Annotated in this window: 20 protein-coding genes; 9 read left to right on the forward strand and 11 right to left on the reverse strand. The window is 62.3% G+C overall.

What is annotated here, in order from left to right:
- Positions 1–34: 34 nt before the first annotated feature.
- Positions 35–1,126 (reverse strand): LacI family DNA-binding transcriptional regulator, encoded by a 1,092-nt coding sequence (locus OKW41_RS18355; RefSeq protein WP_429573517.1) that lies wholly within the window; start codon positions 1,124–1,126, stop codon positions 35–37.
- A 199-nt stretch (positions 1,127–1,325) separates the two neighbouring features.
- Complete coding sequence (locus tag OKW41_RS18360) at positions 1,326–2,480, reverse strand: porin (protein ID WP_429447126.1); 1,155 nt, start codon at positions 2,478–2,480, stop codon at positions 1,326–1,328.
- Between the two features lie 279 nt (positions 2,481–2,759).
- Here OKW41_RS18360 and OKW41_RS18365 point away from each other — a divergent pair, with 279 nt between their 5' ends.
- The 3 genes from OKW41_RS18365 (at position 2,760) to OKW41_RS18375 (ending at position 5,158) form a co-directional block, all read left to right on the forward strand.
- Positions 2,760–2,894 carry a hypothetical protein gene (locus OKW41_RS18365; RefSeq protein WP_429573518.1) on the forward strand — a complete coding sequence of 45 codons (135 nt, stop codon included), beginning with the start codon at positions 2,760–2,762 and terminating at the stop codon, positions 2,892–2,894.
- A 430-nt stretch (positions 2,895–3,324) separates the two neighbouring features.
- A complete protein-coding gene (locus OKW41_RS18370) occupies positions 3,325–3,633 on the forward strand; it encodes a BON domain-containing protein (RefSeq protein ID WP_429573519.1) in 309 nt (102 codons plus the stop codon).
- A gap of 370 nt (positions 3,634–4,003) precedes the next feature.
- Positions 4,004–5,158, forward strand: coding sequence for an endo-1,4-beta-xylanase (locus OKW41_RS18375; protein ID WP_429573520.1), 1,155 nt, complete (start codon positions 4,004–4,006; stop codon positions 5,156–5,158).
- A gap of 113 nt (positions 5,159–5,271) precedes the next feature.
- Here the strand turns inward: OKW41_RS18375 and OKW41_RS18380 are convergent, their stop codons facing one another.
- The 3 genes from OKW41_RS18380 to OKW41_RS18390 form a co-directional block, all read right to left on the reverse strand.
- Entirely contained in the window at positions 5,272–6,837 is a 1,566-nt protein-coding gene (locus OKW41_RS18380) for an alpha/beta hydrolase (RefSeq protein ID WP_429573521.1), read from the reverse strand.
- A gap of 467 nt (positions 6,838–7,304) precedes the next feature.
- Complete coding sequence (locus tag OKW41_RS18385) at positions 7,305–7,523, reverse strand: YMGG-like glycine zipper-containing protein (RefSeq protein ID WP_429447121.1); 219 nt, start codon at positions 7,521–7,523, stop codon at positions 7,305–7,307.
- Between the two features lie 11 nt (positions 7,524–7,534).
- Positions 7,535–7,912, reverse strand: coding sequence for a hypothetical protein (locus OKW41_RS18390; protein ID WP_035471298.1), 378 nt, complete (start codon positions 7,910–7,912; stop codon positions 7,535–7,537).
- Positions 7,913–8,812: 900 nt separating this feature from the next.
- Here OKW41_RS18390 and OKW41_RS18395 point away from each other — a divergent pair.
- The gene (locus OKW41_RS18395) at positions 8,813–9,256 is read left to right on the forward strand and encodes a helix-turn-helix transcriptional regulator (protein WP_429573522.1); all 444 of its coding nucleotides are present in this window, start codon (positions 8,813–8,815) and stop codon (positions 9,254–9,256) included.
- Positions 9,257–9,258: 2 nt separating this feature from the next.
- Positions 9,259–10,584, forward strand: a complete 1,326-nt coding sequence (locus OKW41_RS18400) for a type II toxin-antitoxin system HipA family toxin (RefSeq protein WP_429573523.1) — start codon at positions 9,259–9,261, stop codon at positions 10,582–10,584.
- 40 nt (positions 10,585–10,624) lie between these two features.
- Here OKW41_RS18400 and OKW41_RS18405 read toward each other — a convergent pair whose 3' ends face one another.
- Complete coding sequence (locus OKW41_RS18405) at positions 10,625–11,302, reverse strand: FadR/GntR family transcriptional regulator (RefSeq protein ID WP_184045149.1); 678 nt, start codon at positions 11,300–11,302, stop codon at positions 10,625–10,627.
- Between the two features lie 220 nt (positions 11,303–11,522).
- Between OKW41_RS18405 and OKW41_RS18410 the strand changes: the two genes are divergently transcribed.
- The 4 genes from OKW41_RS18410 (at position 11,523) to OKW41_RS18425 (ending at position 16,659) form a co-directional block, all read left to right on the forward strand.
- Positions 11,523–13,307, forward strand: coding sequence for a gamma-glutamyltransferase family protein (locus tag OKW41_RS18410; protein ID WP_429573524.1), 1,785 nt, complete (start codon positions 11,523–11,525; stop codon positions 13,305–13,307).
- A 69-nt stretch (positions 13,308–13,376) separates the two neighbouring features.
- Entirely contained in the window at positions 13,377–14,804 is a 1,428-nt protein-coding gene (locus OKW41_RS18415; RefSeq protein ID WP_429447112.1) for an MFS transporter, read from the forward strand.
- Positions 14,805–14,842: 38 nt separating this feature from the next.
- Positions 14,843–15,406: a GAF domain-containing protein gene (locus OKW41_RS18420; protein WP_429447110.1), complete on the forward strand. Its 564-nt coding sequence runs from the start codon at positions 14,843–14,845 to the stop codon at positions 15,404–15,406.
- Positions 15,403–16,659 carry an MFS transporter gene (locus OKW41_RS18425; RefSeq protein ID WP_429447109.1) on the forward strand — a complete coding sequence of 419 codons (1,257 nt, stop codon included), beginning with the start codon at positions 15,403–15,405 and terminating at the stop codon, positions 16,657–16,659. Before OKW41_RS18420 ends, OKW41_RS18425 begins: the two co-directional genes overlap by 4 nt.
- A 98-nt stretch (positions 16,660–16,757) precedes the next feature.
- Here the strand turns inward: OKW41_RS18425 and OKW41_RS18430 are convergent, their stop codons facing one another.
- The 5 genes from OKW41_RS18430 to OKW41_RS18450 form a co-directional block, all read right to left on the reverse strand.
- Positions 16,758–17,093: an RcnB family protein gene (locus OKW41_RS18430; protein ID WP_429447107.1), complete on the reverse strand. Its 336-nt coding sequence runs from the start codon at positions 17,091–17,093 to the stop codon at positions 16,758–16,760.
- 408 nt (positions 17,094–17,501) lie between these two features.
- Positions 17,502–18,761 (reverse strand): arginine deiminase, encoded by a 1,260-nt coding sequence (gene arcA, locus OKW41_RS18435; protein WP_184061759.1) that lies wholly within the window; start codon positions 18,759–18,761, stop codon positions 17,502–17,504.
- Positions 18,762–18,817: 56 nt separating this feature from the next.
- Positions 18,818–20,239, reverse strand: a complete 1,422-nt coding sequence (locus tag OKW41_RS18440; RefSeq protein ID WP_429447105.1) for a basic amino acid/polyamine antiporter — start codon at positions 20,237–20,239, stop codon at positions 18,818–18,820.
- 527 nt (positions 20,240–20,766) lie between these two features.
- The gene (locus tag OKW41_RS18445) at positions 20,767–22,113 is read right to left on the reverse strand and encodes an ATP-binding protein (RefSeq protein WP_429573525.1); all 1,347 of its coding nucleotides are present in this window, start codon (positions 22,111–22,113) and stop codon (positions 20,767–20,769) included.
- Positions 22,110–22,850: a response regulator gene (locus OKW41_RS18450; protein ID WP_184005401.1), complete on the reverse strand. Its 741-nt coding sequence runs from the start codon at positions 22,848–22,850 to the stop codon at positions 22,110–22,112. Before OKW41_RS18450 ends, OKW41_RS18445 begins: the two co-directional genes overlap by 4 nt.
- Positions 22,851–22,852: the final 2 nt, after the last annotated feature.

The following is a 22,852-nucleotide window of genomic DNA, read 5'->3' on the forward strand; positions in this document are numbered from 1 at the left end:
AAAGCGCTTTCACGTTGAGGCGAAAAAACAGCCGCTACGTAGGCGTATCCCCCCGTTTTACCGGCGGCGTGATTCGCCGCGTGGTTTCACGCGTCACGAGCGTGAGCGGAATCGGGCTTAGCGCGATCGACTGCTTGCGGATCATCTGCACGATGCCCTGTGCGGCGAGGCGGCCGATTTCGTAAGTCGGCTGGCGGACCGTCGTCAAAGGCGGCGTCATGTACGACGAAGTCGGCAAATCGTCGAAGCCGACCAGCGACACGTCGTCCGGCACCCGCACGCCGCGGCGGAACATCGCGAGGCGCGCGCCGTACGCGGTTTGATCGTTTGCGCAGAACACCGCGCTGAACGACGGATGACGCGCCATCAGGCGCTCCATCGCGGCGACGCCGCCCGTTTCGAGGTAATCGCCCTGCTCGACGAGATCGGCATTGAAACCGATGCCCGCTTCCTCGAGCGCGGTCCGGTAGCCGACGAGGCGCTCGATCGCATCCTCGTGACTTGCCGGCCCGGCGATGAAGGCGATCTCGCGATGGCCTTGCTCGATCAGATGATGGGTCGCGTCGCGTGCGCCCTGCATGTTGTCGATCGGCAGGCCAGCGAGCGTCGCGCTGTTTTGTACCGAGCGGCCGAGTACGAGCATTGGCGCGTGCCGCGAGTAGTCGGTCAACGTCGACTCATCGAGTTGCGCGTGCAGCAAGATGATTCCATCGACACGCCGCGCGATGAACTGCTCGAGGCGCGCCTTTTCGTCGTCGATGTTCCAGCGGCTGCTCACGAAGATCGGCGTAAAGCCCGGCTCGTACAACGACTCCTCGATGCCGCGCAGCCACTCGGCGTAAAACGGGCTCGACACCGCCTGCGTCAATACGCCGATCGTTTCGGTCCGCCCGCTCGCGAGACTGCGCGCGAGCACGTTCGGCCGATAGTTGAAACGCGCGATCGCCGCTTCCACCGCCTGCTGCTTGGCGGGAAGCACGCGCGCAGAACCGTTCAGGATCCGCGATACGGTGCTCGGAGAAACACCGGCCGCGCGCGCGATGGCTTCGAGCGTCACGTTGGTCGCAGCGGGTACGTCGGATACCTTGGGCGCGCCGGGTTTGTCGTTGGAGCCGTCGTGGGTCATGAGTTCTGCCTGAATCCTGTGATGAAAGCGCTTTCAGATATGAAGGGGCGCACTACGTCCGGTGATGAATTCGAAAAAAAGAAAAAGCAGCCGATGCGACGAGGGTGGAGGAGGCGTCGCACCGGCCTCTCTATGAAAGAGAAATAAACAGTCCTTGAAACAAAGAGATCACTGCGATTGCTGATCAGGCAACCTCAACTCAGAACGAGGTCATGATCCCGGCGAAGACGCCGGTCTGGCTATGACCATAGTTCGGATTGCTGTTCGACGACGTGCCCGTCACCGCATCGAAGTTGTTGTTGCCGTACGGCCCGTTGCCGAGGTTCAGGTTCGACGTCGAGCTGTTGTGCACGTAGCCGGCTTCCGTGTACAGGAACGTGCGCTTCGACAGCGCGTACGTCGCGGCGAGCGTGAACAGCGTTCCATTGCCGTTGCCGTTGTTCGCGTTCGCGTGGTAGACCGCAGCCGTCAACAGCGTGGGCGCCGTGACCTGCCATGCAGCGCCGACCCATTCGTGGTTCACACTGGTCGGCGCGCTCACGCCGAGAGGCTGCGACGCATCGGTTACGCCCACGCTCGCGTTGGTCGCGTCAGGCGCGCTCAGGTGCTGGTAGCCCGCGTACAGCTTGACCGGACCTAGCACGTACGTGCCGCCGACAAGGGCCATCCGCGAAGCAGAGTAGACGTTGTTGAACGAGCCGTTGGCGCCGCGCACTTCGTCATAGATCACGCGGACGTCGCCGTTGCCCCACGTGTACACACCTTCGACCGCGTTCGTACGACCCTGACCGGTCGGCACGCCAGCCGAGTTGACAGGCGCCGAGTTCCAGCTCGTGTTGTTGGTCAGCGAATACTGGCCCTTCAGCACGAGGCCGCCGAACAGCACCGGCGAGTTGTACTCCGCGCCGTTGCTGGTGCTCGTCCAGTTGCGGCCGCGCACCAGTGTCGAGATCGCGTAGCGCTGCATCACCTGCGGGTCGGTGCCCCAGCTGTCCTGCGCCAGTTCGCCGGCGCCGAGGTTACCGATCTTGAACAAACCCCAGTGGTCGTTCGTCAGGCCCACCGTCGCGTGACGGCCGAACAGATTGCCGGCCGATGCACCGGTCATCGTGTTGAGCTGTCCTTCGAGCTGGAAGACCGTCTTTGTGCCGCCGCCGATATCTTCGGCGCCCTGCAGGCCGAACCACGAGCAACCCCAGTCGCCGCTTTGGGCTGACCACGCGTGGCCGCCCGGGAGGCCGGTTTCAAACTGGATGCCGTTGTCGATACGGCCGTACAACGTGACGCTGCTCTGCGCATGGGCCACCGTCGTCGCGGCTGCCATCACCGACACAGCAATAAGCTTCTTCTTCATTTAGATATCCTATATATATTTTGGCGTCTCCAAGCCGCACAGGTCGCACGCGTTCTCACACGTTTCCCCTCTTGCCGAAATGCTCGCTACTTATTTGCTTCACATTTCGAGGCGATTATAGGGATGACCTTGCGCCGCGCATCAAACTAACTGCTCAGGGAAAACGCTGTTATCGATAACAGTTGCGCGCCGGACGATCCCGCAGTAGCGCCCTGCTTTGTGACCATTACGTGATGGTCACAAGCGTCGGAAATCCGTTTGAACTCATGCACCGAAACGATGCGCGAATCCGTCTCGCGCGTCGCTCAGCGCTTGCTTAACGAGGAAGACGCGCTCGAATGCAAGAAAAATTTCGCCCTTGATGTTGCGAAGATGCAACGAGCCGCCTCGCTTGCATTGCCGGTTTGGGCTTGACGAACTGGCGCAGGAGCCGCCAGCAGTGGTGGACATTAGCGACTATCATCAATGCATACGATGCTAGGCAACGAGCCGGGCTCAGCGGCGTAGCCGGCTGAGTGCGGGATTGTCGGCGCATCTGTCTGGCTCTCGCGCTCCATCACGAACGCTCCAACCAGTTCCCATCCCTCGGCTCTCGCTGTTCCCCCGCCACGCCGCACATGCGACGTCCCGGTCGAACACGCTGCCCTTGCAACTTTTCTGCGGGCGAAGGCACGATCGCCCATCGCCCCGACTGGCAAAACCTCGGCGCGCAACCGCGATATCCGCGACGCATGCAGTGGAAAGAGGATTTTGTCCAGTGCACTTCCGACGCCTCGCATCGAGTCGAACCGGAAGATTTGCCGGCGGATTTTGCCGGCACACCTTGGCACTCTAAGGAGGTATCGTGAAAACAGCCCTTGTTTCTACACTCGCGCTGCTGATTTCAAGCGCAATAGCGCCAGCGGCCCATGCCCAGGATCCGCAAGCCACCGACCAACAACTCGCCCATAGCGTGCGGGTCGCGGAGGCGCACAGCGGAGTCGGGATGTCACATGTGTTCGTCTTTGCCCACTCGGGGCGGATCACGCTGGTCGGATGGGTGCCAGAGCGGGACCATGTCGCGCGTGCCGAGCAGAGTGCGATGTCGGTACCGGGTGTCACCTCGGTGGACAACTGGCTCTCGCCCGACGCTGGCTCGCTGAACGGGCATTGAAATCAAACTGAATCGCGGCGCGGACGACGATTGAAGCAGACCCGCGCGTTCAACGGATTCGGTTTTCCTGCTCGCCAGTTGGAATTCAGTGACTGGCGCCCTGTTTCGCGCCGTTAGCCGCGCGTCGGTTCCGTGCAATCCCCATCTGAAAGCGCTTTCAACCCACGCCGTGTCAAGCCGGTCGACTCAACGCTGATTCACCATCCATGTCTCGTCGATATGTCAGGTAAATCCCTCATAGCGGGGCTGACAGAGGCTGCTTAACATCTTCACTGTTACCGGTAACGGTAAACATAGTTAGAGAAGACATCCGAACCGGCATTCCGTCATAAGGAGACCAGGAGTGCGTCCTTTGAGGACTTCAATGCGCATGCTCTGCGCAGCCGTCGCCGTTTGCGCGCTCGCAACCGCAGGCTGCGCGCACAACCGGGCCGCCGTCGCTCGTGACGGCCAGCCGCTCGCCGCGGCGCCCGCTGAGGCGCTGCCGTCATTGCGCAGTGTGATGGCCGTGCACTTCAAGGTCGGCGCGGCGATTGAACCTGATTCAATCGACAGTCCCGCCGACGCGGCGCTAGTCGCCGCCCAGTTCTCGAGCCTGACCGCCGAGAACAAGATGAAGCCGGGCACGATCGGCGTCGCGGAAGGCAAGTACAACTTCGAACCGGCCGACAGGATCGTCGCGTTCGCGCAAGCGCACGGCATTGCGGTGCGCGGGCACACGCTCTTGTGGCACTTCAAGGCCGGCGACTGGACCGAGGCGCCGGACTGGTTCTTCGCCGGCGATCCGAAAGATCCGCTCTATCACGACATCGTCGCGAAGCGGCTCTATCGATATGTAACCGACGTCGTCACACACTTCCGAGGCAAGGTCTACGCGTGGGACGTAGTCAACGAAGTGATCAGCGACGATCCGCATCAGGTGTATCGCGAAGACAGTCCGTGGTATCGGACGCTCGGCAAGGACTACATCGCGATCGCCTTCCGCGCGGCGCGCGCGGCGGACCCAAACATGAAGCTCTATATCAACGAGTACAACACCGACGATCCGCGCAAGCGCGCAAAGCTGCTCGCGGTGATCCGCGATTTGCGCGCGCAGGGCGTGCCGATCGACGGTGTCGGGCATCAGATGCATATCAGCGTAAATTGGCCGCCGCTGCCGAACATCAAGCAGGCGTTCGACGACGTCGCCGCGCTCGGCCTCGAAAACCACGTGACCGAACTCGACGTGAGTCTCTATGCCGATCCCGGTGAATGCTGGAGCGATCCGCATGCATGTCTGCCGGACCTCGGGCATCCAGTGCCGAACGAGATCATGCGCGCGCAGGCCGAGCGTTATCGCGCCGTGTTCGCTCTGTTCGAGCAGGAGCCGAGCATCAAGGCGGTCACGTTCTGGGGCTATTCGGACAAGCACACGTGGCTGACGTCGACGCCGGTGCCGCGCAACAACCTGCCGCTGCCGTTCGATGCGAACCTGCAGCCGAAAGCGGCGCTGTGGACGATCGTCGATTCGTCGTATCAGCCGTAACGTCGATCTTCGAGCCGAAAAGCAGGCGGCCCGCGGTAGGTGCGGGCCGTCTGGTCACATCTCGCGAGGGTGGCAGTGCATTTGCCGTCAGCTTGATTCAAAACATCGAGATTTCAAGGCTCGTCCGAGCCAACCTGCTCGAGCGCATTCAGATCTTCGGCGAAATCGTCGGGCGGACCGTCGGCGGTTTCATGCGTGCGCGGCGGTGAGTTGACGACCGGCGGCGGCATCTTGCCGATGCCTTCGTCGATACGCTGCAGCAGATACGGGAAGAACGGATTCGACGCGATGCGGAACATCGAATCGAGCGTCAGAATCAGTGTGCCGCGTTCGCCGCGCGGCGCGAGCGTGCCGAGGTTCTCGTTGAAGTTCTCCGAATCGTCCGGCGCGATGCCGTACAGCGCGTCGGTGATCGGGAATGGAATCGCGACGTGCGACAACGAGAAAATATCCTGCGGATAGTCGATATCCAACGGCTTGACACGCGTTTGCACTTCACCCGCATAAACACTGCGCTCGACAGTATGCGCTGAATCCGACGACACGTTGGCGATCACCGTCGTGCGATAGTTCTGCGGACCGATGCGCAGTAGGCGCGAGAGCGCCATGTACGACGCGGAGCGCAGGAAGGTTCTGAAGCGCACGCTGCGGTTCACGTCGAACAGCACGACCTCGCTGCCGTTCTCAGGCAGCTTGTCGTAGAGCGCCGACATCACCGCTGGCGTGCTGACCGTGAAATCCGTCACCGACTGGAACGTCAGGATAGGCGGCAACGTATCGAGCCGGTTCTCGCGCTCGAGCCGCGCAATCTGTTCCTGAATCACGCTCGTGAGGAGAAAGGACTGTCGCGCGCCATTCACAGGAAACGAGTTGTACTTGAACGGGTTGAACTCCGGCACGACGCCGAGCCACGCGGCGCGCGCGAAGGCCGGCAGCACCGCGGGCAATCCGGCGAGACCGGCAAAGCGTGCGTAACGCGTGACGCCGATCATCGGCGAGATCAGCACGACGCGCGTCGGACGCGCGAGCGCGGGATTCTCGATCGCGTCGAGCGCATATTGCAGTGCGAGCGCGCCGCCGTTCGAAAACCCGACCAGCTCGATCGGCTTGTCCGGCCCCACGCGACGGCGCGCTTCACGCACCGCGAGCCGAGTGGCCGCGGTCCAGTCCTGCCAGTGCACGTCGACGAGCCCCGCCGGCACCGTGCCATGTCCTGGTAAGCGGATGCCGATTGCGACGAAACCGCGATCACGATATCGACGCGCGATATGCCGCATGCTGTACGGTGCATCCGTCATGCCGTGCAGCAGCACGACCGCGCCGACGGGTGGCCCCGACGGCTCGAGAATGTACGAGTGATTCCAGTTTTCGGCGAAATGCCACGGAAAGATCGGCGAGCCCTCGTAATAGCGGTTCGCCGGAATGCGCTCGGACGGCCGCAGCTTTTCGACGACATTGACGCGCACGTCCTCGAAAATCCGATTTTCCGCCTCGATGTATGCGTTCCAGTCGGCGGTGTCCATTTCCTCGACGGTCATTTCGCGCGGCACATAGGTGTGCCATACCGACAACTCCGGCCCGCGCTGCGAATACCACGCGCGTAGCCCCAATGCGAGCACCGCCAGCAGCACCAGAACCCATGCACTTATCTTTATTACCTTCAGTGACGTGCGCAGCATTCGTGTTCTCTTGATGAGATGAAGGTTGCACCGCGGGCAGGCTGCTCTCTGCGCGGTGTGCGCATGCCGCCATCGCGGCGGCTTCCGGTGTGGATATCCTAAGGGCTTTTAAGCACCGGTTCAAACTTTGTCGGCCGGGCGCGCAACGCGACGTCGACAGCGGCTCGTGTATGAACGGATGATTTTCATGACGAACTGGGGATGCGCGATGTCGCGAGCGCGAATGAATTCGCCCCATTCGCTTCGTTACTTGACATTCGACGTGAGGAAAATGGCACGGAATGCATACGGCGTCGCGGGGAAGGGAGAGGTGCCCCATGGAAGAACGGTCCTTCAGCGACGCCTCGGAAATCGCTTCACTCGACGGCCGTGGAATACCTGATCAAGGCCTGATCGGGCCGTGCGCTTCAGTAACGAAACCGGGACGTGACCCAGGTCGCGCCCCAGCCTTGCCTGCTCGCCGGTAATTACTGACGGCCGCGGATATTGCCGGCCACGCCGCCCGCCGCGCCGCCGATGATCGCGCCGGTCCACGCATCGCCGCCGGCGATCGCCGCGATGCCCGCACCTGCGCCCGCGCCAAGTGCCGCGCCGCTCACCGTTCCCTGCGTCTGCGGGCTCATGTCCGTGCAACCGATCATCGCGGCCAGTGCGCCAATACTGACGATCCACCCAAGTCGTTTCATGATCGTTCTCCTTACTGATTTTTCTTCAGGCCGGGCACGACCATCTGGAACCAGAGGGTCTCGATCACCGGGTGTTGGATCATCGTGGGATTGGCGGCGTAGTAGCCGTCGAGGCCTTGACGCACGCTGTCGAGTGTCTGGCCTTGCATGCCCTTGCCGAAGCGCTGTGCGATGTCATTGCTGTTCGCCGTGTTGCCGGCATAGGCGCGCTCGACGTCGATCACATTCGAGATGCCGACCAGATACGCTTTCTTCTGCTCATCGGTCGACTGCATCCATTGCTGGCCTGTGACAATTGGAATGCTCTCCGCACGCGCGACGTTGCCCATCATTGCCAGCGATAGAAAAGTCAGAGATAACAGCGTTCGCCATTGTGGTTTGCTTGCCATCACATACTCCAAAGAAGTTATGTTCTCCAGCGGCCCGCCGGCGACGACCGCATCCGGCGGCGTCGATCACGTTATTTGGAAGAATGGTCTGTGTGTCTCGTCGAATCTCCTTTCAGGTTCACCGGTCGGCGTGGTTCGCCGGTTCGGGTTCTATTGGCGTTGGGTCGTATCAGCGAATAGACACCTTGATGGCAGAAAATCTCGTGGCGGATTGGAGTGATTTGCACACATGCTGGGTGCGCGCAACGATTGGACTCGTGTTGGCCTCGCCGCGTAAGACACGCTATAGAGTCTACAGCCTTTTCTGTAATTTCCAAGCCCGTTTCCGCTCGATGCGCGGCGCGTGACATTTGTGTCAAATTTCATTCGGCAAGCGAAAGGATACGATGCAATGCGCGTCAACACTCGTCGGTTATCCTGCGCTCGATTTGAGCGCCCGTGATATTGCTAGCGATTCGTTATCGACGGCCATTCAGTGTTCTAGCCACGCAATGCGAAAACAGCTTTTGTTTTGCCTGAATGTCGGCTTCCTGATTAGATCGTCAATCGAAAACGATTCGGATTTATCTATTTCCGGTCGAGGCGTTGCTTCTTTCTGATGGCAGCACCAGCCAGCAGTGAAACAGATGCGATTTTATGGATGCGTTTGTCCATCATCTTTATTTTCGGTCGATCACATGTTGCCTGCGGCGGAGTGGCTGCGCAGCAGCGAAGGGGTTGGCGGTGCGCGGTTGACCGTTAGTTGCGTGATGAGTAGCGTGAGGGGACGCCGTTTCAAATGCGTCCGTGCTCGTCATTAACAGTCTCTAGCTTGTATTTGCTAAATACAGCGTATAGACTGTATCTGTTATTTACAGGTTTTGGCCTGTTACGCCGCCGCAGCCGAACCGGAGATCGACCGTGGACTACGCCATCAAGACACTGAGCCAGCTCAGACCGATCCTGCAGGGCTTCAGGAAGGCCGCCGGCCTCACTCAGGCCGCGATGGCCGCGCATCTCGGGGTCACGCAACAGACCTACGCGCAACTCGAAGCGAATCCGGCGACCGTCAGCGTCGAACGACTCTTCAGGGTGTTGCGGGTCTTGCAGGTCGATCTGAAGCTCGCGCAGAGCGGATCGACGCAAAGCGTGGCCGTGGAAGACGCCGCGCCGGCGCCGAACCGCTCCCGCCGCGCCCGGAGCGGAACGCCGGTCGCCGGAGCGCCGGTCGAGGCCAAAGGCAACGCTAAACGCGCCACGCGCTTGCCGCTCAAACCGGGACCGTCGGCGCAAAAGCCCAAAGCGGTCAAACCCGCCAAGGCAACCAAAGCGGCCAGCACCAGCAAGAAACGGGAGGACTGGTAAGCATGGCGCGCAGCACACCGAACCGTCTGAATCTGTGGATGAACGGCCTGCGGGTCGGCGCCTGGGAAACGACACGCAGCGGCGAACGTCTGAGCTATGCCGACGAATGGATCGACGATCCGCAAGGACGTCCGCTATCGCTGTCGCTGCCGTTCACACCGGGCAATCAGGCGTATCGCGGCCAGATCGTCGCCGACTATTTCGACAACCTGCTGCCCGACAGCGAACCGATCCGGCGCCGCATCGCCGCGCGCTACCGGACCGGCAGCGCCGCGCCGTTTGCGTTGCTCACCGCGCTCGGACGAGACTGCGTCGGCGCATTGCAACTGCTGTCGCCGGACGAAGAGCCGAGCGATCTGACGAGCATCCACGGTCGCGAACTCAGCGACAGCGACATCGCGGCGTTGCTACGCGGCACGACGACGGCGGCGCCGCTCGGGCAGCACGATCCGCTCGAAGACCTGCGTCTGTCGATCGCCGGCGCGCAGGAAAAAACCGCGCTGCTCCGTCATCGCAATCGCTGGCTGCTGCCCGAACGCAGCACGCCGACCACGCACATCTTCAAGCTGCCGCTCGGGCTCGTCGGCAACATGCGCGCCGATATGCGCACGTCGGTGGAAAACGAATGGCTGTGCTCGCAGATCGTCGCGGCCTACGGGCTGCCCGTCGCGCGTTGCGAAATCGCGCGATTCGATGAGCAGAAGGTATTGATCGTCGAGCGCTTCGATCGCCGTTTGTCGAGCGACGCCACGTGGATCGTGCGTCTGCCGCAAGAGGACATGTGCCAGGCCACTGGCACGTCGGCGCTGCACAAGTATGAGTCCGACGGCGGTCCGGGCATCGAGGCGATCATGGAGATACTCGCGAGGTCCACACGCGCGACGACGGACCGGCGCAACTTCTTCGCGACGCAGCTGGTTTTCTGGCTGCTCGCCGCGACCGATGGCCACGCGAAGAACTTCAGCATTGCGCATCTGCCCGGCAATCGCTACGAATCCACGCCGCTTTATGACGTGTTGTCCGCGCATCCGATCATCGGCAGCGGCGCGGGGCGCCTCGCGGCGCAAAAAGTGAAACTGGCGATGGCGGTTCGCGGCAAGAACGTCCACTACCTGCTCAATCAGATCCAGCGCCGGCATTGGGTGGCCGAAGGACAGCGCGTCGGTTTTTCCGCCGCCGACGTCGATACGCTGATCGATCAGTTGACCGCGCAAACGGAGACGGTGATCGACACAGTCTCGTCGCAACTGCCCGCCGACTTTCCGCTGGACGTGGCCGATGCGGTCTTCGACGGCATGCGCCGGCTGAACCGGAAGCTTGCGCAGTAAAGCTCCGCCATCCTGATCGACGCGCGGCACCACGGCAACCTCACGCACGCCGCGCCGCCGCACCATCGGTCTTCGCCGACGCACGCCACTGCACGCTCAGCAGATGCTCGCGCATGCATTGCGCGGCCGCATCCGCATCGCGCGCTTTCAGCGCATTGACGATCGCCTGATGCTGTTGCGCGAAAAACTGCCGCGTCTCCTGCGCGGACGTTTTCTCGCGCACCTCCGGCTTCACCCGCATACCGTTGATCACCTCCATCAACGCAATCAACGCGGGATTACGCGTGGCATGTCCGATCAGCAAATGAAAGCGATGATCCCATTGCTGCCACTCGTCGTCGTTTTTTGCGGCGGCATTTTTGCGTGCGCATTTCTCCAGTTCCTGCAGATCGTCGCCACTCGCTTTCGTCGCGGCCAGCGCGGCCAGCGCCGGCTCGAACAGCAGCCGCATTTCGGCGATATCCGCGGGACTGGTGCCGGCGCGCAAGCCGCGCAGCGTCGGCGCAAACTTCAGCGGCCGCGCGCCCAGATAGGTGCCGCGGCCGACGCCGCGCCACACGCGCCCCGACGCCTCGAGCGAAGCGAGCGCCGCGCGCAGCTCGCGGCGGCTCACGTCCAGTTCCTCGGCGAGCTTTCGTTCGGGCGGCAGCGCGTCGCCGTCCTTCAACTGATGATCGGCGATGTAGTCGAGCAGCGCATCCAGTACCGGTTTGTCCATGTTGTCCGCCGAACCAATTTGTATTGGTTCCAACGATACCAGAATCGAGGCGGCATGACATAGCAGCACCCGGTGATTTTTGATTCGCTATACTGGGTCGCATGTTGATGGTTAACACCGGGTGCAGCCCGGCTTCGTTAGTTTTACGCTTTCATTTTCTCCAATTGAACCATTCCATATTGGTTCTTCCATTCGGACCGTCGTCGCCACGGAGTCGCGCATGTCGTTTACAACCCGTCCAGAACTGATCGGCACCTTCGGCATGGTGGCCTCGACGCACTGGCTCGCGAGCGCATCGGCGATGGCGGTCCTCGAAAAAGGCGGCAATGCGTTCGACGCCGCCGCCGCGGCCGGCTTCGTCCTGCAGATCGTCGAGCCGCATCTGAACGGTCCGGGTGGCGAGCTGCCGGTGGTGTTCTACAGCGCGCGCGAAGAACGCGTGCGCGTGCTGTGCGGACAAGGCGTGACGCCCGCGCGCATGACGATCGAGCGGATGCGCAAGATGGGGCTCGACGTGGTGCCGGGCACGGGCCTGCTGCCCGCGGTCGTGCCGGGCGCATTCGGCGCGTGGATGGCGCTGCTGCGCGACTATGGCCAGTTGCCGCTCGAAGAAGTGCTGAGCTATGCGATCGGCTACGCGGAAAACGGCTATCCGGTGCTGCCACGCATGGCATCGTCGATTCTCGCGATTCAGGACTTCTTCCGCACCGAATGGACGACCTCGGCCGAGCAATGGCTGCGCAACGGCGAGGCGCCGATGCCGAACCAGTTGTTCGCGAATCCCGCGATCGCCGAAACCTACAAGCGCATCCTGCGCGAGGCAAATACGCGCAGCGATCGCGCCGAGCAGTGCGAACGCGCGCGTGATGTCTTCTATCGCGGCTTCGTCGCCGACGCGATCGACCAGTACTTCCGTTCGACCGCCGTGCTCGACACCTCGGGCCTGCGCAACAGCGGTCTGCTCGATGCGGGCGATCTCGCGCGCTGGGAGCCAACCTACGAAGACCCGGTGTCTTACGACTACGCGGGCATGCGCGTGCACAAAACCGGCCCGTGGGGCCAGGGCCCGATGTTCCTGCAACAGCTCGCGCTGCTGAAGGGTTTCGATCTCGGCGCGATGGACCCCCTCGGGCCCGATTTCGTGCACACGGTGATCGAGTGCTCGAAGCTCGCCTTCGCCGATCGCGAAGTGTTCTACGGCGACCCGGCGTTTTCGCATGTGCCGATGGACGCGCTGCTCAGCGACGCGTACAACGACGAGCGGCGCCGCCTCATCGATCCGCGCCGCGCGTCGTTCGAATTCCGCCCCGGGCTGCTCGGCGACAGCGAGCAACGCGCCGCGCGCATCGTCGCGAATGCCGGGCGCGAGCAGACCGGCGGCTTTGGCCAGGGTGAGCCGACCTTCGCGCCGCTGCCCGAATTGCGCGGCGATACCGTGCATCTCGACGTGGTCGACCGCTGGGGCAACATGGTGTCGGCTACGCCGTCGGGCGGCTGGCTGCAGGCGTCGCCGGCGGTGCCGGGTCTTGGCTTCAACGTCACCACGCGCGCGCAGATGTTCTGGATGGAAGAAGGCCTGCCTTCGTCACTCGGCCCGGGCCGCCGGCCGCGCACCACGCTGTCGCCGACGCTCGTCACGCGCGACGGCAAACCGTACGCGGCCTTCGGCACGCCGGGTGGCGACCAGCAGGATCAGTGGTCGCTGCAGCTGTTCCTCAAGCACGTGCATGGCGGCATGAACTTCCAGGCCGCCGCCGATGCGCCCTCGTTCCAGACCGCGCACTTCCCCGGCTCGTTCTATCCGCGCACGATGCAGCTCGGCAAGATGTCGGTCGAGTCGCGCTTTCCGGACAGCACGCTCGCCGAACTGCACGCGCGGGGCCACGACCTCACCGTCGCGGAACCGTGGGCGCTCGGCCGGGTCTGCGCGGTCGCGATCCGCAACGGTTTGATGCGAGGCGCCGCTACACCGCGTCAGATGCAGGCCTACGCAATCGGCCGATAAGCGGCCCGAAGCAGCCATCAGCGCAGAACGCGCGGTCTCGCCGCGCCATTTCCTTCAGGAGAAGTTGCCGTGTCCGCCGTCGCCGCCCGTCTTGAAAGACTTCCCCTGTCGAGCTTTCACCGCAGACTGCTGCTGATCGGCGGGCTCGGGTACATGTTCGACGGACTCGATTCGTCGTCGCTCGCGTTCCTGCTGCCGGTCGTCAGCAAGCTGTGGCAATTGACGAGCGCTGAGACCGGGCTCGTCGCGAGCAGCACCTATATCGGCTACTTTTTCGGCGCGTTCCTGTCGGGTGTGCTCGCCGACGTGATCGGCCGGCGCCGCATCATGATGAGCGCGCTCGCCATCTATTGCGTCGCGTCTCTTGCGAGCGCGACCGCGCACGACTGGCACACGTTCTTCGCGCTGCGCGTCGTCGCGGGCTTCGGTTCGGGCGCGGAGACGGTCGTGATCGCGCCGTTTCTCGCCGAGTTCGTGCCGCGCCGCTATCGCGGCATTTTCTGCGGCGCGCTGGTCGGCTTCATGTCGTTCGGCTATCTGACCTCGTCGATTCTCGGCTTCGCGGTGGTGCGCAACTTCGTCGACGGCTGGCGCTATCTGGCCGTGATCACGTCGCTGCCCGTCGTGATGCTGCTGTGGTGGCGCCGGACGCTGCCGGAATCGCCGCGCTGGCTCGAAAGCCAGGGCCGCGCGGCCGAAGCGAACGGCATCGTCGGCCGCATCGAAGCGGCGTTCGTCGAGCGCGGCATTGCGCTTGCGCCCGTGACTGCGAACCACGCGCTTCACGCGGTGCCCACGCCGGCCTCGACGCCGGCGCGCGGCAACGCGTGGCGCAACGTGCTCACGCTGTGGTCGCCGCGACTCGCGCGCACGACCGCGGTCAGCTGGCTGATGTGGTTCTCGGTCGCGTTCGCGTACTACTCGTTCTTCTCGTGGATCCCGAGCCTGCTCGTCAAGGAAGGGCTGACGATGACGAAGAGCTTCGGCTATTCGATTGCAATCTATGGCGCGCAGATTCCCGGTTACTTCTCGGCGGCGTGGCTCAACGAAAAGATCGGCCGCAAGGCGGTGGTCGCTTCCTACATGCTGTTCGGCGGCATCGCCGCGATCACGCTCGCGTTTTCTCACACCGGCATACAGATCATGACCGCGGGCATCGCGCTGTCGTTCTTCATGAACGGCGCATTCGCCGGCGTCTACGCTTACACGCCGGAAGTGTTTCCCACCGCGGTACGCACGACGGGCACGGGCTCGTCGTCATCGTTCGGCCGCATCGGCTCGGTCAGCGCGCCGATCCTCGTCGGTCTCGTTTATCCGCTGTCCGGTTTCCTCGGTGTGTTCGCGATTACCACGACGGTGCTGGTGATCGGCGCATGCGTGGTGTTCTTCCTCGGCATCGAAACGCGCAACCGCTCGCTCGAAGATATCGAGGCGAGCGAACTCGAACCGGCTCGCGACGCGCGAGGCCAACTGAACTCCACCCGCATGCACGGCTGAACGCACTGCGACTTTTCACACTTTCCGATGCAAACGCGATGCAAATGATGCAAGGCAACCTGACCGAACCCGCACCGCACGATACGCAGATGCTGGATATCGCAGACCTCGAGCGTCTCGCGCTGGCGATGCGCCTGAAGAACCAACCGCTCGAGCTGTTCCGCGCGGTTCACGCGGTGGCGGCAAAGGCGATAGGCCTAAGCCTGTTCACGATCATGTCCTACGATGCGCGGCGTCACGAGGTCGAACGGGTCTACACGAACATGCCGGACGTCTATCCACTGGGCGGCCGCAAAAACAAGCAAGGCACCGCGTGGGCGCGACAGATACTTCAGGATCTGAAGCCGTTTCGTGCCGCCACGTCGCAAGGCATTCGCGAGGCCTTCGACGATCATGCGGTGATGACAGGTATCGGTCTCGGCTCGATCCTCAACATTCCGATCGCCTATGATGGCGTGTGCATCGGTACGATGAACCTGACCCACAAGGAAGGCTGGTACACCAGCCGTCATGAAAGCATAGGCCTCCTGATCGGCGCCTTCCTTGTCCCTGCTCTGCTCAGGCAGAATACGGCATCCGCCGCTTGCGCCGCCCGTTCATGAAAACACCATCCGACCTGCAAAACTATCGAGCGGTGACCCATCCCGCCGTCTCGCAAGGCCGCTGGGTGCTGGTCTTCGTGCTCGCCTACCTCGCGCTGATCGCCGATGGCGCCGACGTGATGATGTACGGTCTCACCCTGTCGCGCATCAAGGACGACTTCGGGCTGACCAATGTCGAAGCGGGCGCGCTCGGCAGTCTGACCTTGCTCGGCATGGCGATCGGCGGCATTGTCGGCGGCTGGGCGAGCGATCGTCTCGGCCGCGTGCGGGTCATCGCATGGGCGCTCGCGCTGTTCTCGCTCGGCGCGGGGATGCTCGGGTTCACGCACAGCTTCGTCGAATTCGCGGCGGTGCGCTTTATCAGTTCGCTCGGCATTGGCTGCATGGTGCTGGTCACCACGCTTGTGGCCGAATATGTGCCGACAGAACGGCGCTCGCTGGTACTCGGCATGCTGCAAACTGGCATTTCGGCTGGATATATCGTCGTGATCGCACTCAGCAACTGGATCCTGCCGCAGTACGGCTGGCGCACGCTGTACTACGTGTCTGCCGTGCCGGTGCTGCTCGCATTCGCGATCAAGTTCGCGGTGCCCGAACCGGCGGCATGGCTCGCTAGCCGGGCTGCCGACCGTGCGAGCAAAACGCGGCTCGTCGACAATCGCTACGCGCAGATTTTCCGCGACCGCCAGGCGCGCACGATGTTCATCCTGTGGACCTTCGCGTCGATCTTCGTGCTGTCCGGCTTTTACGGCCTGAACAACTGGCTGCCGACGTATCTCGAGAAGGAATTGCACATCAAGTTCAGCTCGCTGACCGGCTATATGATCGGCACATACGTGGTCGCCTTCATCGGCAAGATCTTCGCGGGCTGGCTCGGTGACCGCTGGAGCCGGCGCGGCGTGTACGTGATCGGCTGTATCGGTGCGGCACTCTTTCTGCCCGTGATCATTTTCTGGCACACCCACGACAACATTTCCACGCTGATGCTTTTCTTCGGCTTTCTGTACGGCGTGCCGCTCGGCACGATCGGCACGTTCATGTCGGAGAGTTTTGCGACGTCGGTGCGCGGCACCGCGGTGGGCGGCTCGTATAATCTCGGGCGCTTCTGTTCGGGAGCGGCGCCGATCGTCATCGGTTTTATCGCGACGCAGTTCTCGATCGGACTTGGCTTTCTCGTGGTCGGCGCGGTGTTCTTTTTGAGCGGCGTGACTGCATTGTTCGTTCCCGACCGGCTATACGACACGCAGCATTAAATCGACACGAAAATGACGAAATCATGTCGTGTCGATGAATGGCCCAGGTTCCGGCGCTAAAACTGGCCGCCGGATAGCCCGGGCACCACGAGGAAGCATTACTGGGTTCCGGCGACAATGTCTGAAATGGTCCAGTTGTTCGTCGTTACGAGCACATAGTCGCCGTTGACACCCAGCCATTTGTGCCCGCGCGGCGGCGCATTGAGGCCGTGTCCGCGCCAGTCGTCCATCATGAAGTTGTAGTGACGGTATTCGGCCGGCACACGTTGACCTTTATGCCAGTCACGGTGCGGAATCGACGGCATCACCTGCTGACGGCCCGTACCGGCCATCTGGCCGCCGCCCTCGTCCTTCATGGGCCCAGCCGCAATCGCGAGCGCGGACATACCGGCAAATGACAAGGCGACGAGTTGCGCAACAAAGCGATTATTCATATTCGAACCTCCGTGCGGTGGAAGAAAGCTCCGAGCATTCACGCGATTGACGTGAAAAGTGATCGTCCAGCTACTCGCAGATTCATTAACTCGAACTTCATTGCAGCGATCGCTGGTCTATCGAATGTAATCTTTGCAAATCGCGAGATATCAAATTCGATAATTCAGGCGCGAAGTCGTTAAAAAGTATAGTAAAAGGAAGTTCGACTTCAAGCCGGACCTGCCCACCACTACGGCGTGCGTCAACCGGCGATTAGCGGGGCGATCCGATTCGTCGCGTCGATCGTCTGGACGGATCGCGCCGTTCCTGGCGGCGGCGGACGCGCGCGCGGCGCTGTCGCCCGTTCGCCACTTCAGCGAGCGGGCGACACTTTGCCAGTCACCGGCCAGATTGATTCGCTTGACCGATCAATAGTCGACCGCATCGCGGATGATCGGGCAGGTCATGCAGTGACCGCCGCCACGTCCACGGCCCAGCTCCGCACCGACGATCGTAATCACTTCGATGCCCTGCTTGCGCAACAGCGTGTTCGTGTACGTGTTGCGGTCGTATGCATAGACGACGCCCGGGGACGCGCACACGAGGTTCGCACCGCTATCCCACTGCGTGCGCTCGCGTTGATAGTCGCTGCCGCCCGCCTCGACCACGCGCAGATGCTTCAGCCCGAGCGCCTCGGCGACGACGTCGGTGAACGGCTTGTTTTCGGCGTGCAACTCGACGCCGCTCGGATGGCTGCTCGGCCGATACGAATAGGTGCGCGTCTTCGCCATGAAGTCCGGGGCGACCAGCACGCAATCGCGATCGGCGAACGTGAACACGGTATCGAGGTGCATTGCCGCGCGAATCTTCGGCATCGCCGCGACGATCACGCGCTCGGCCGCACCCTTCTTGAACAGCATTGCAGCCAGTTGACTGATGGCCTGCCGCGAGGTGCGCTCGCTCATGCCGATCAGCACGACGCCCTTGCCGATCGGCATCACGTCGCCGCCTTCCAGCGTGGCGAGACCGTGGTCCTGAGTCGGGTCGCCCCACCACACGTTGACCTTGCCCGCGAAATCGGGGTGGAACTTGTAGATCGCCGTGGTCAGGATCGTCTCCTCGTGGCGGGCCGGCCAGTACAGCGCATTCAGCGTGACGCCGCCATAGATCCAGCACGTCGTGTCGCGCGTGTACAGCGTGTTCGGCAGCGGCGGCAGCAGATATTCGGTGCCGCCCGCCGCTTCTTTCGCGACCTCCAGCGCCTTGCCGCCGTGCGCTTCCGGGAAATCGTGAGTGGATAGCCCGCCAATCAGCGTTTCGGCCAGCTTGCGATTGTCGAGCCCTTCCAGATAGCTTCTCAATTCATCGATAAAGCCGAGGCCGACCTGATTCGGCACCACCTGGTTGTCGAGAATCCACTTCTTGCCTTCGGGCACCGCGACCGTTTCGGCGAGCAGATTGTGCATCTCCACCACTTCGACGCCGCGGTCGCGCATCTTCGTGACGAAGTCGAAGTGGTCGCGCTTCGCGTTCTCTACCCACAGCACGTCGTCGAACAGCAGTTCATCGCAATTGCTCGGGGTAAGACGCTGATGCGCGAGCCCCGGTGCGCAGACCATCACTTTGCGCAGCTGCCCGACTTCCGAGTAGACACCCAATTCACCCGCTTTCGCGTCCGTGTTCGCCATGATGATCTCCTGAATGCCAATGTTGGCCCGCTCTGTTCAATCGGATTTCATTAAAGCTAAATCGCGATCCTTCCGGTTACGAGGCCATAGATGCCGATGATCGCGCCAATGATCGCAACGATAAAAATGATCCAGTCGGAAACGATGAAGACATTCTTGTTCTGCTCGCGCCGAGCCCAGATATAAAGCGCGGTTCCTGGCGCATACAGCACGGCGGAAAGCAGAATGAATTTCAGGCCACCCGCCCAGATCATGAAGACCGTATAGATCGAGGCGATTGCGGCCATGATGAAGTCGCGCCGGCGCTCGTCGGCGCGCACGTCGTAACCGTCGCCGCGGTTCGCGTTCATGCAGCCGAACACCGCGACGAAGAGGTACGGAATCAACGACATCGCGCTCGTCAGATTCAGCATCAGCGCGAACGCATCGCGCGAGAAGTAGGTGCTGATGACGAGCAGCTGCACCACGATGTTGGTCAGCCACAATGCATTGGCAGGTACCTTGTTAGCGTTTTCCCTCGCGAATACGGCGGGCATGTCTTCGGTCTTTGCCGCCGTGAACAACACTTCCGCGCAGATCAGCGACCAGGCGAGATAAGCGCCCAGTACCGAAATCAGCAAACCTATGCTGACGAAAACCGCGCCCCAATGACCGACCACCGCTTCGAGCACCGCCGCCATCGACGGCTGCCGCATGGCCGCGATGTCGGCGCGCTGGAGCACTGCGTAAGGCAGCATCGTCACGAGCACCATCAGCGAGGTCACGACGACGAAGCCGAGAATCGTCGACTGGCCGACATCGGAGCGCTTCTTCGCATAACGGGAATAAACGCTCGCCCCTTCGATACCGATGAACACGAACACCGTGACCAGCATCGTGGCCCGCACCTGCTCGAGGATATTGCCTTCGAGTCCTCCGCCGTAGAGGTTGGCCTGGAACAGGTCCAACCGGAAACCGAAGATCAGGATCAAGATGAACACCAGAATCGGAATGACCTTGGCGACCGTGACGATACTGTTGATGAAGGCCGCCTGCTGCACCCCCTTCAGGATCATGAAATGAAATAGCCAGATGCCGATCGATGCAACGACGATCGCGACGACCGTATTGCCGTCGCCGAACACGGGGAAGAACGCGCCGAGTGTCGACTTGATCAGCACCCAGTAAGAAACGTTGCCGATACAGCTACCGATCCAATAGCCAAATGCGGACAGAAAGCCCGGATAGTCGCCAAAGCCCGCTTTCGCATACGCAAACACGCCGGCGTCCAGTTCGGGCTTGCGTTCCGCCAGCGCCTGAAACACGCGCGCCAGCATATACATGCCCGTGCCCGCAATCAGCCAGGCAATCACGGCACCCACCGGACCGGTGGCATTGGCAAAAGTGCGCGGCAGGGAAAAGATCCCGGCTCCGACCATGCCGCCCACCACCATCCCGGTGAGTTGCATTTTTGACATCTTTTGTGGAGTGGACGCCATTCGGATTCCTTTTAGTTACCTTTTTAACAAGGATCTTTAATCAGATTCGAACGAAACGTGTCTCTCGGCCAATCTTGCTGTTGATCAGCCGTGCTACTCTGCAGCCACCACACGAAAAGAATGGTCTGTCCGTTGGCGTTTGTCAATTTATCGAAGACAAGGTAACGGACTGTGGCTCGCTATGCGATCGAATCCATCGATGCTGCGTTGCCGAATTTGGTTGAATTTGCGAATTAACAATTCACCACGCATCTGAATTGCTCGCATCGATAAGTCGCTTTGAATATCGATGATTTAACAATGATGCGACCTGCCGCATCACCGCAGCGGTTTTCTCAAATGATGGGGAATCGCTGAAGCGAGCTGAACCGGTGGTCATTCAGAACTACTGAGAAGCACCAGAGCCACAGCTCGAAATGGCGCGCGGGGGTCATTAATAGTCCAAACCCGATGACGATTTCGTATTGGCGGGCTTTGTGAATTTTTCTGACGGAATCGTCCGCGTGTCCGCGCCGCAAGAGGTCCAACTATGACTCGCGCAACTTCCTCAACGTCAGCCGCGCTTCGAGACCGCCGCCGACGCGGTTGTGCAGCGTGAGCGTCGCGTCCATCGCGAGCGCGAGTTGCCGCGCGATCGCGAGCCCCAGCCCCGTGCCGCCCGTTTGACGATTGCGCGACCCTTCGAGCCGCACGAACGGCTCGAACACCGTCTCCAGCGACTCGACCGGAATGCCGGGACCGCGATCGAGCACCGACACGGTAGCCTCGCCATCGTGCAACGCCCCGATATCGATCTGCGCGGCGCCGCCGTACCTCAGCGCGTTATCGACCAGATTGCCGACGATGCGTTTCAACGCCTGCGGACGCATCGTCAGCGACTGGCCGAAGTGGCCCTGCAGTGACACTCGCTGACCCGCGTCGACGTAATCGCACACCAGGCTGTCGAACAGCGCATCGGGATCGATGCGGCGCGGCACCTCGGTCGTGCCATGCATCGTGCGCGCATAGGTGATCCCTTCCTTGACCAGCGCCTCCATTTCCTGCAGATCCTGGCGCAGCTTCGCGGCCTCGCTGTCGTTGTCCATCGTGTCGACACGCAGACGCATGCGCGTGATCGGCGTCTGCAAATCGTGCGAAATCGCCGCGAGAATCTGCATGCGCTCGGTCATGTAAGTGGCGATCCGGTCCTGCATCGCGTTGAACGCGCGCGCGGCGCGCGCCACTTCGGACGGACCGGCTTCGCGCAGACGCGCGGCCTTCAGGTCGGGGCCGAGCGTGTCGGCCGCGACTGCGAGCTGATTGAGCGGGCGCGTCGCGAGCCGTACCGCCAGCCAGCAGCAGGCCGCGAGCACGAGCAGCTGCAGCGTCAGCACGAGCGGCAGCCAGCGCGACAACGGGGCGCCGGGCATCGGCCGCAGGTCGATGGTGAGCGGCGTGCCGTCGCTCAGTTTCAGGTGCACTTGCAGACGCTCGCGATCGCCCGGCACTGCGTTGACGGTCAACGGATAACGCGTGCCGATGCCATCGCCGATCGACTGCGCGACGCGCGCCGACAGGCTCGCGTCGACCGGGGTGCCTGGCACGCCGGGGCCGAGCACGAACTCATAGCTGCGCCGCGCGAGCCGCGGCAGCCACTGGGCGCGCTCGTCGGGAGGCAGATGATCGAGCAGCGCGACCGAGCTCGCCACCTCGCGCTCGATGTAGCCCATCATGATATTGGTCATCGTCTGGTCGCGCTCGGTCATCGTGAGCCAGAACGACAGCGCCTGCGCGAGCGCGAGCCCGACGAACAAAATCACCGCGAGCCGCGCGAACAGCGTGCGCGGCCAATGCGGCCAGCGCAGCAACGACGGTGATGATGGAGATGCGCTCATTCCGGATCTCCGATCGCGGTCACGGCCGCTGAAAACACATAGCCCTCGCTACGCAGCGTCTTGATGTAGCGCGGCTCGCGCGCGCCGTCCCGCAGGCGTTGACGCAGGCGGCTCACCATCAGATCGATCGAGCGGTCGAACGGATCGGCCTGGCGTCCCTGGGTGAGGTTCAGCAACTGATCGCGCGTGAGCACGCGCTGCGGATGATCGAGAAACACACGCAACAGACGGTACTCCGCGCCGCTCAACGCCACCTCGGTTCCGTCCGCGTCGAGCAGATGGCGCGCGGTCGTGTCGAGCCGCCAGTCGCCGAAGCACAGCATCGGCGCCGACTCCGTCACCTCCATGCCGGGCGGCAGCATGCGCGCGCGGCGCAGCACCGAACGGATTCGCGCGAGCAACTCGCGTGCGGCGAACGGTTTGGTCAGGTAATCGTCGGCGCCCATTTCGAGGCCGACGATCCGGTCCGCTTCCTCGCTGCGCGCCGTCAGCATCAGGATCGGCACTGTGCGGAACTTGCCCGCGCGCAACTCACGGCACAGCACGAGGCCGTCTTCGCCGGGCAGCATCAGGTCGAGCACGATCAGGTCGGGCGCGCCGTTCTCGAGCGCGGCGCGCATCTGGCGGCCATTGGCCGCGAGCGAGACACGCACGCCGTTTTTCTCGAGGTATCCCGCGAGCAGTTCACGGATACCGCGATCGTCATCGACGATCAGTACGTGGTCGGAGGTTTCCATCG

Source organism: Paraburkholderia sp. UCT70 (assembly GCF_050434085.1).
GTDB classification, from domain to species: Bacteria; Pseudomonadota; Gammaproteobacteria; order Burkholderiales; family Burkholderiaceae; genus Paraburkholderia; species Paraburkholderia tuberum.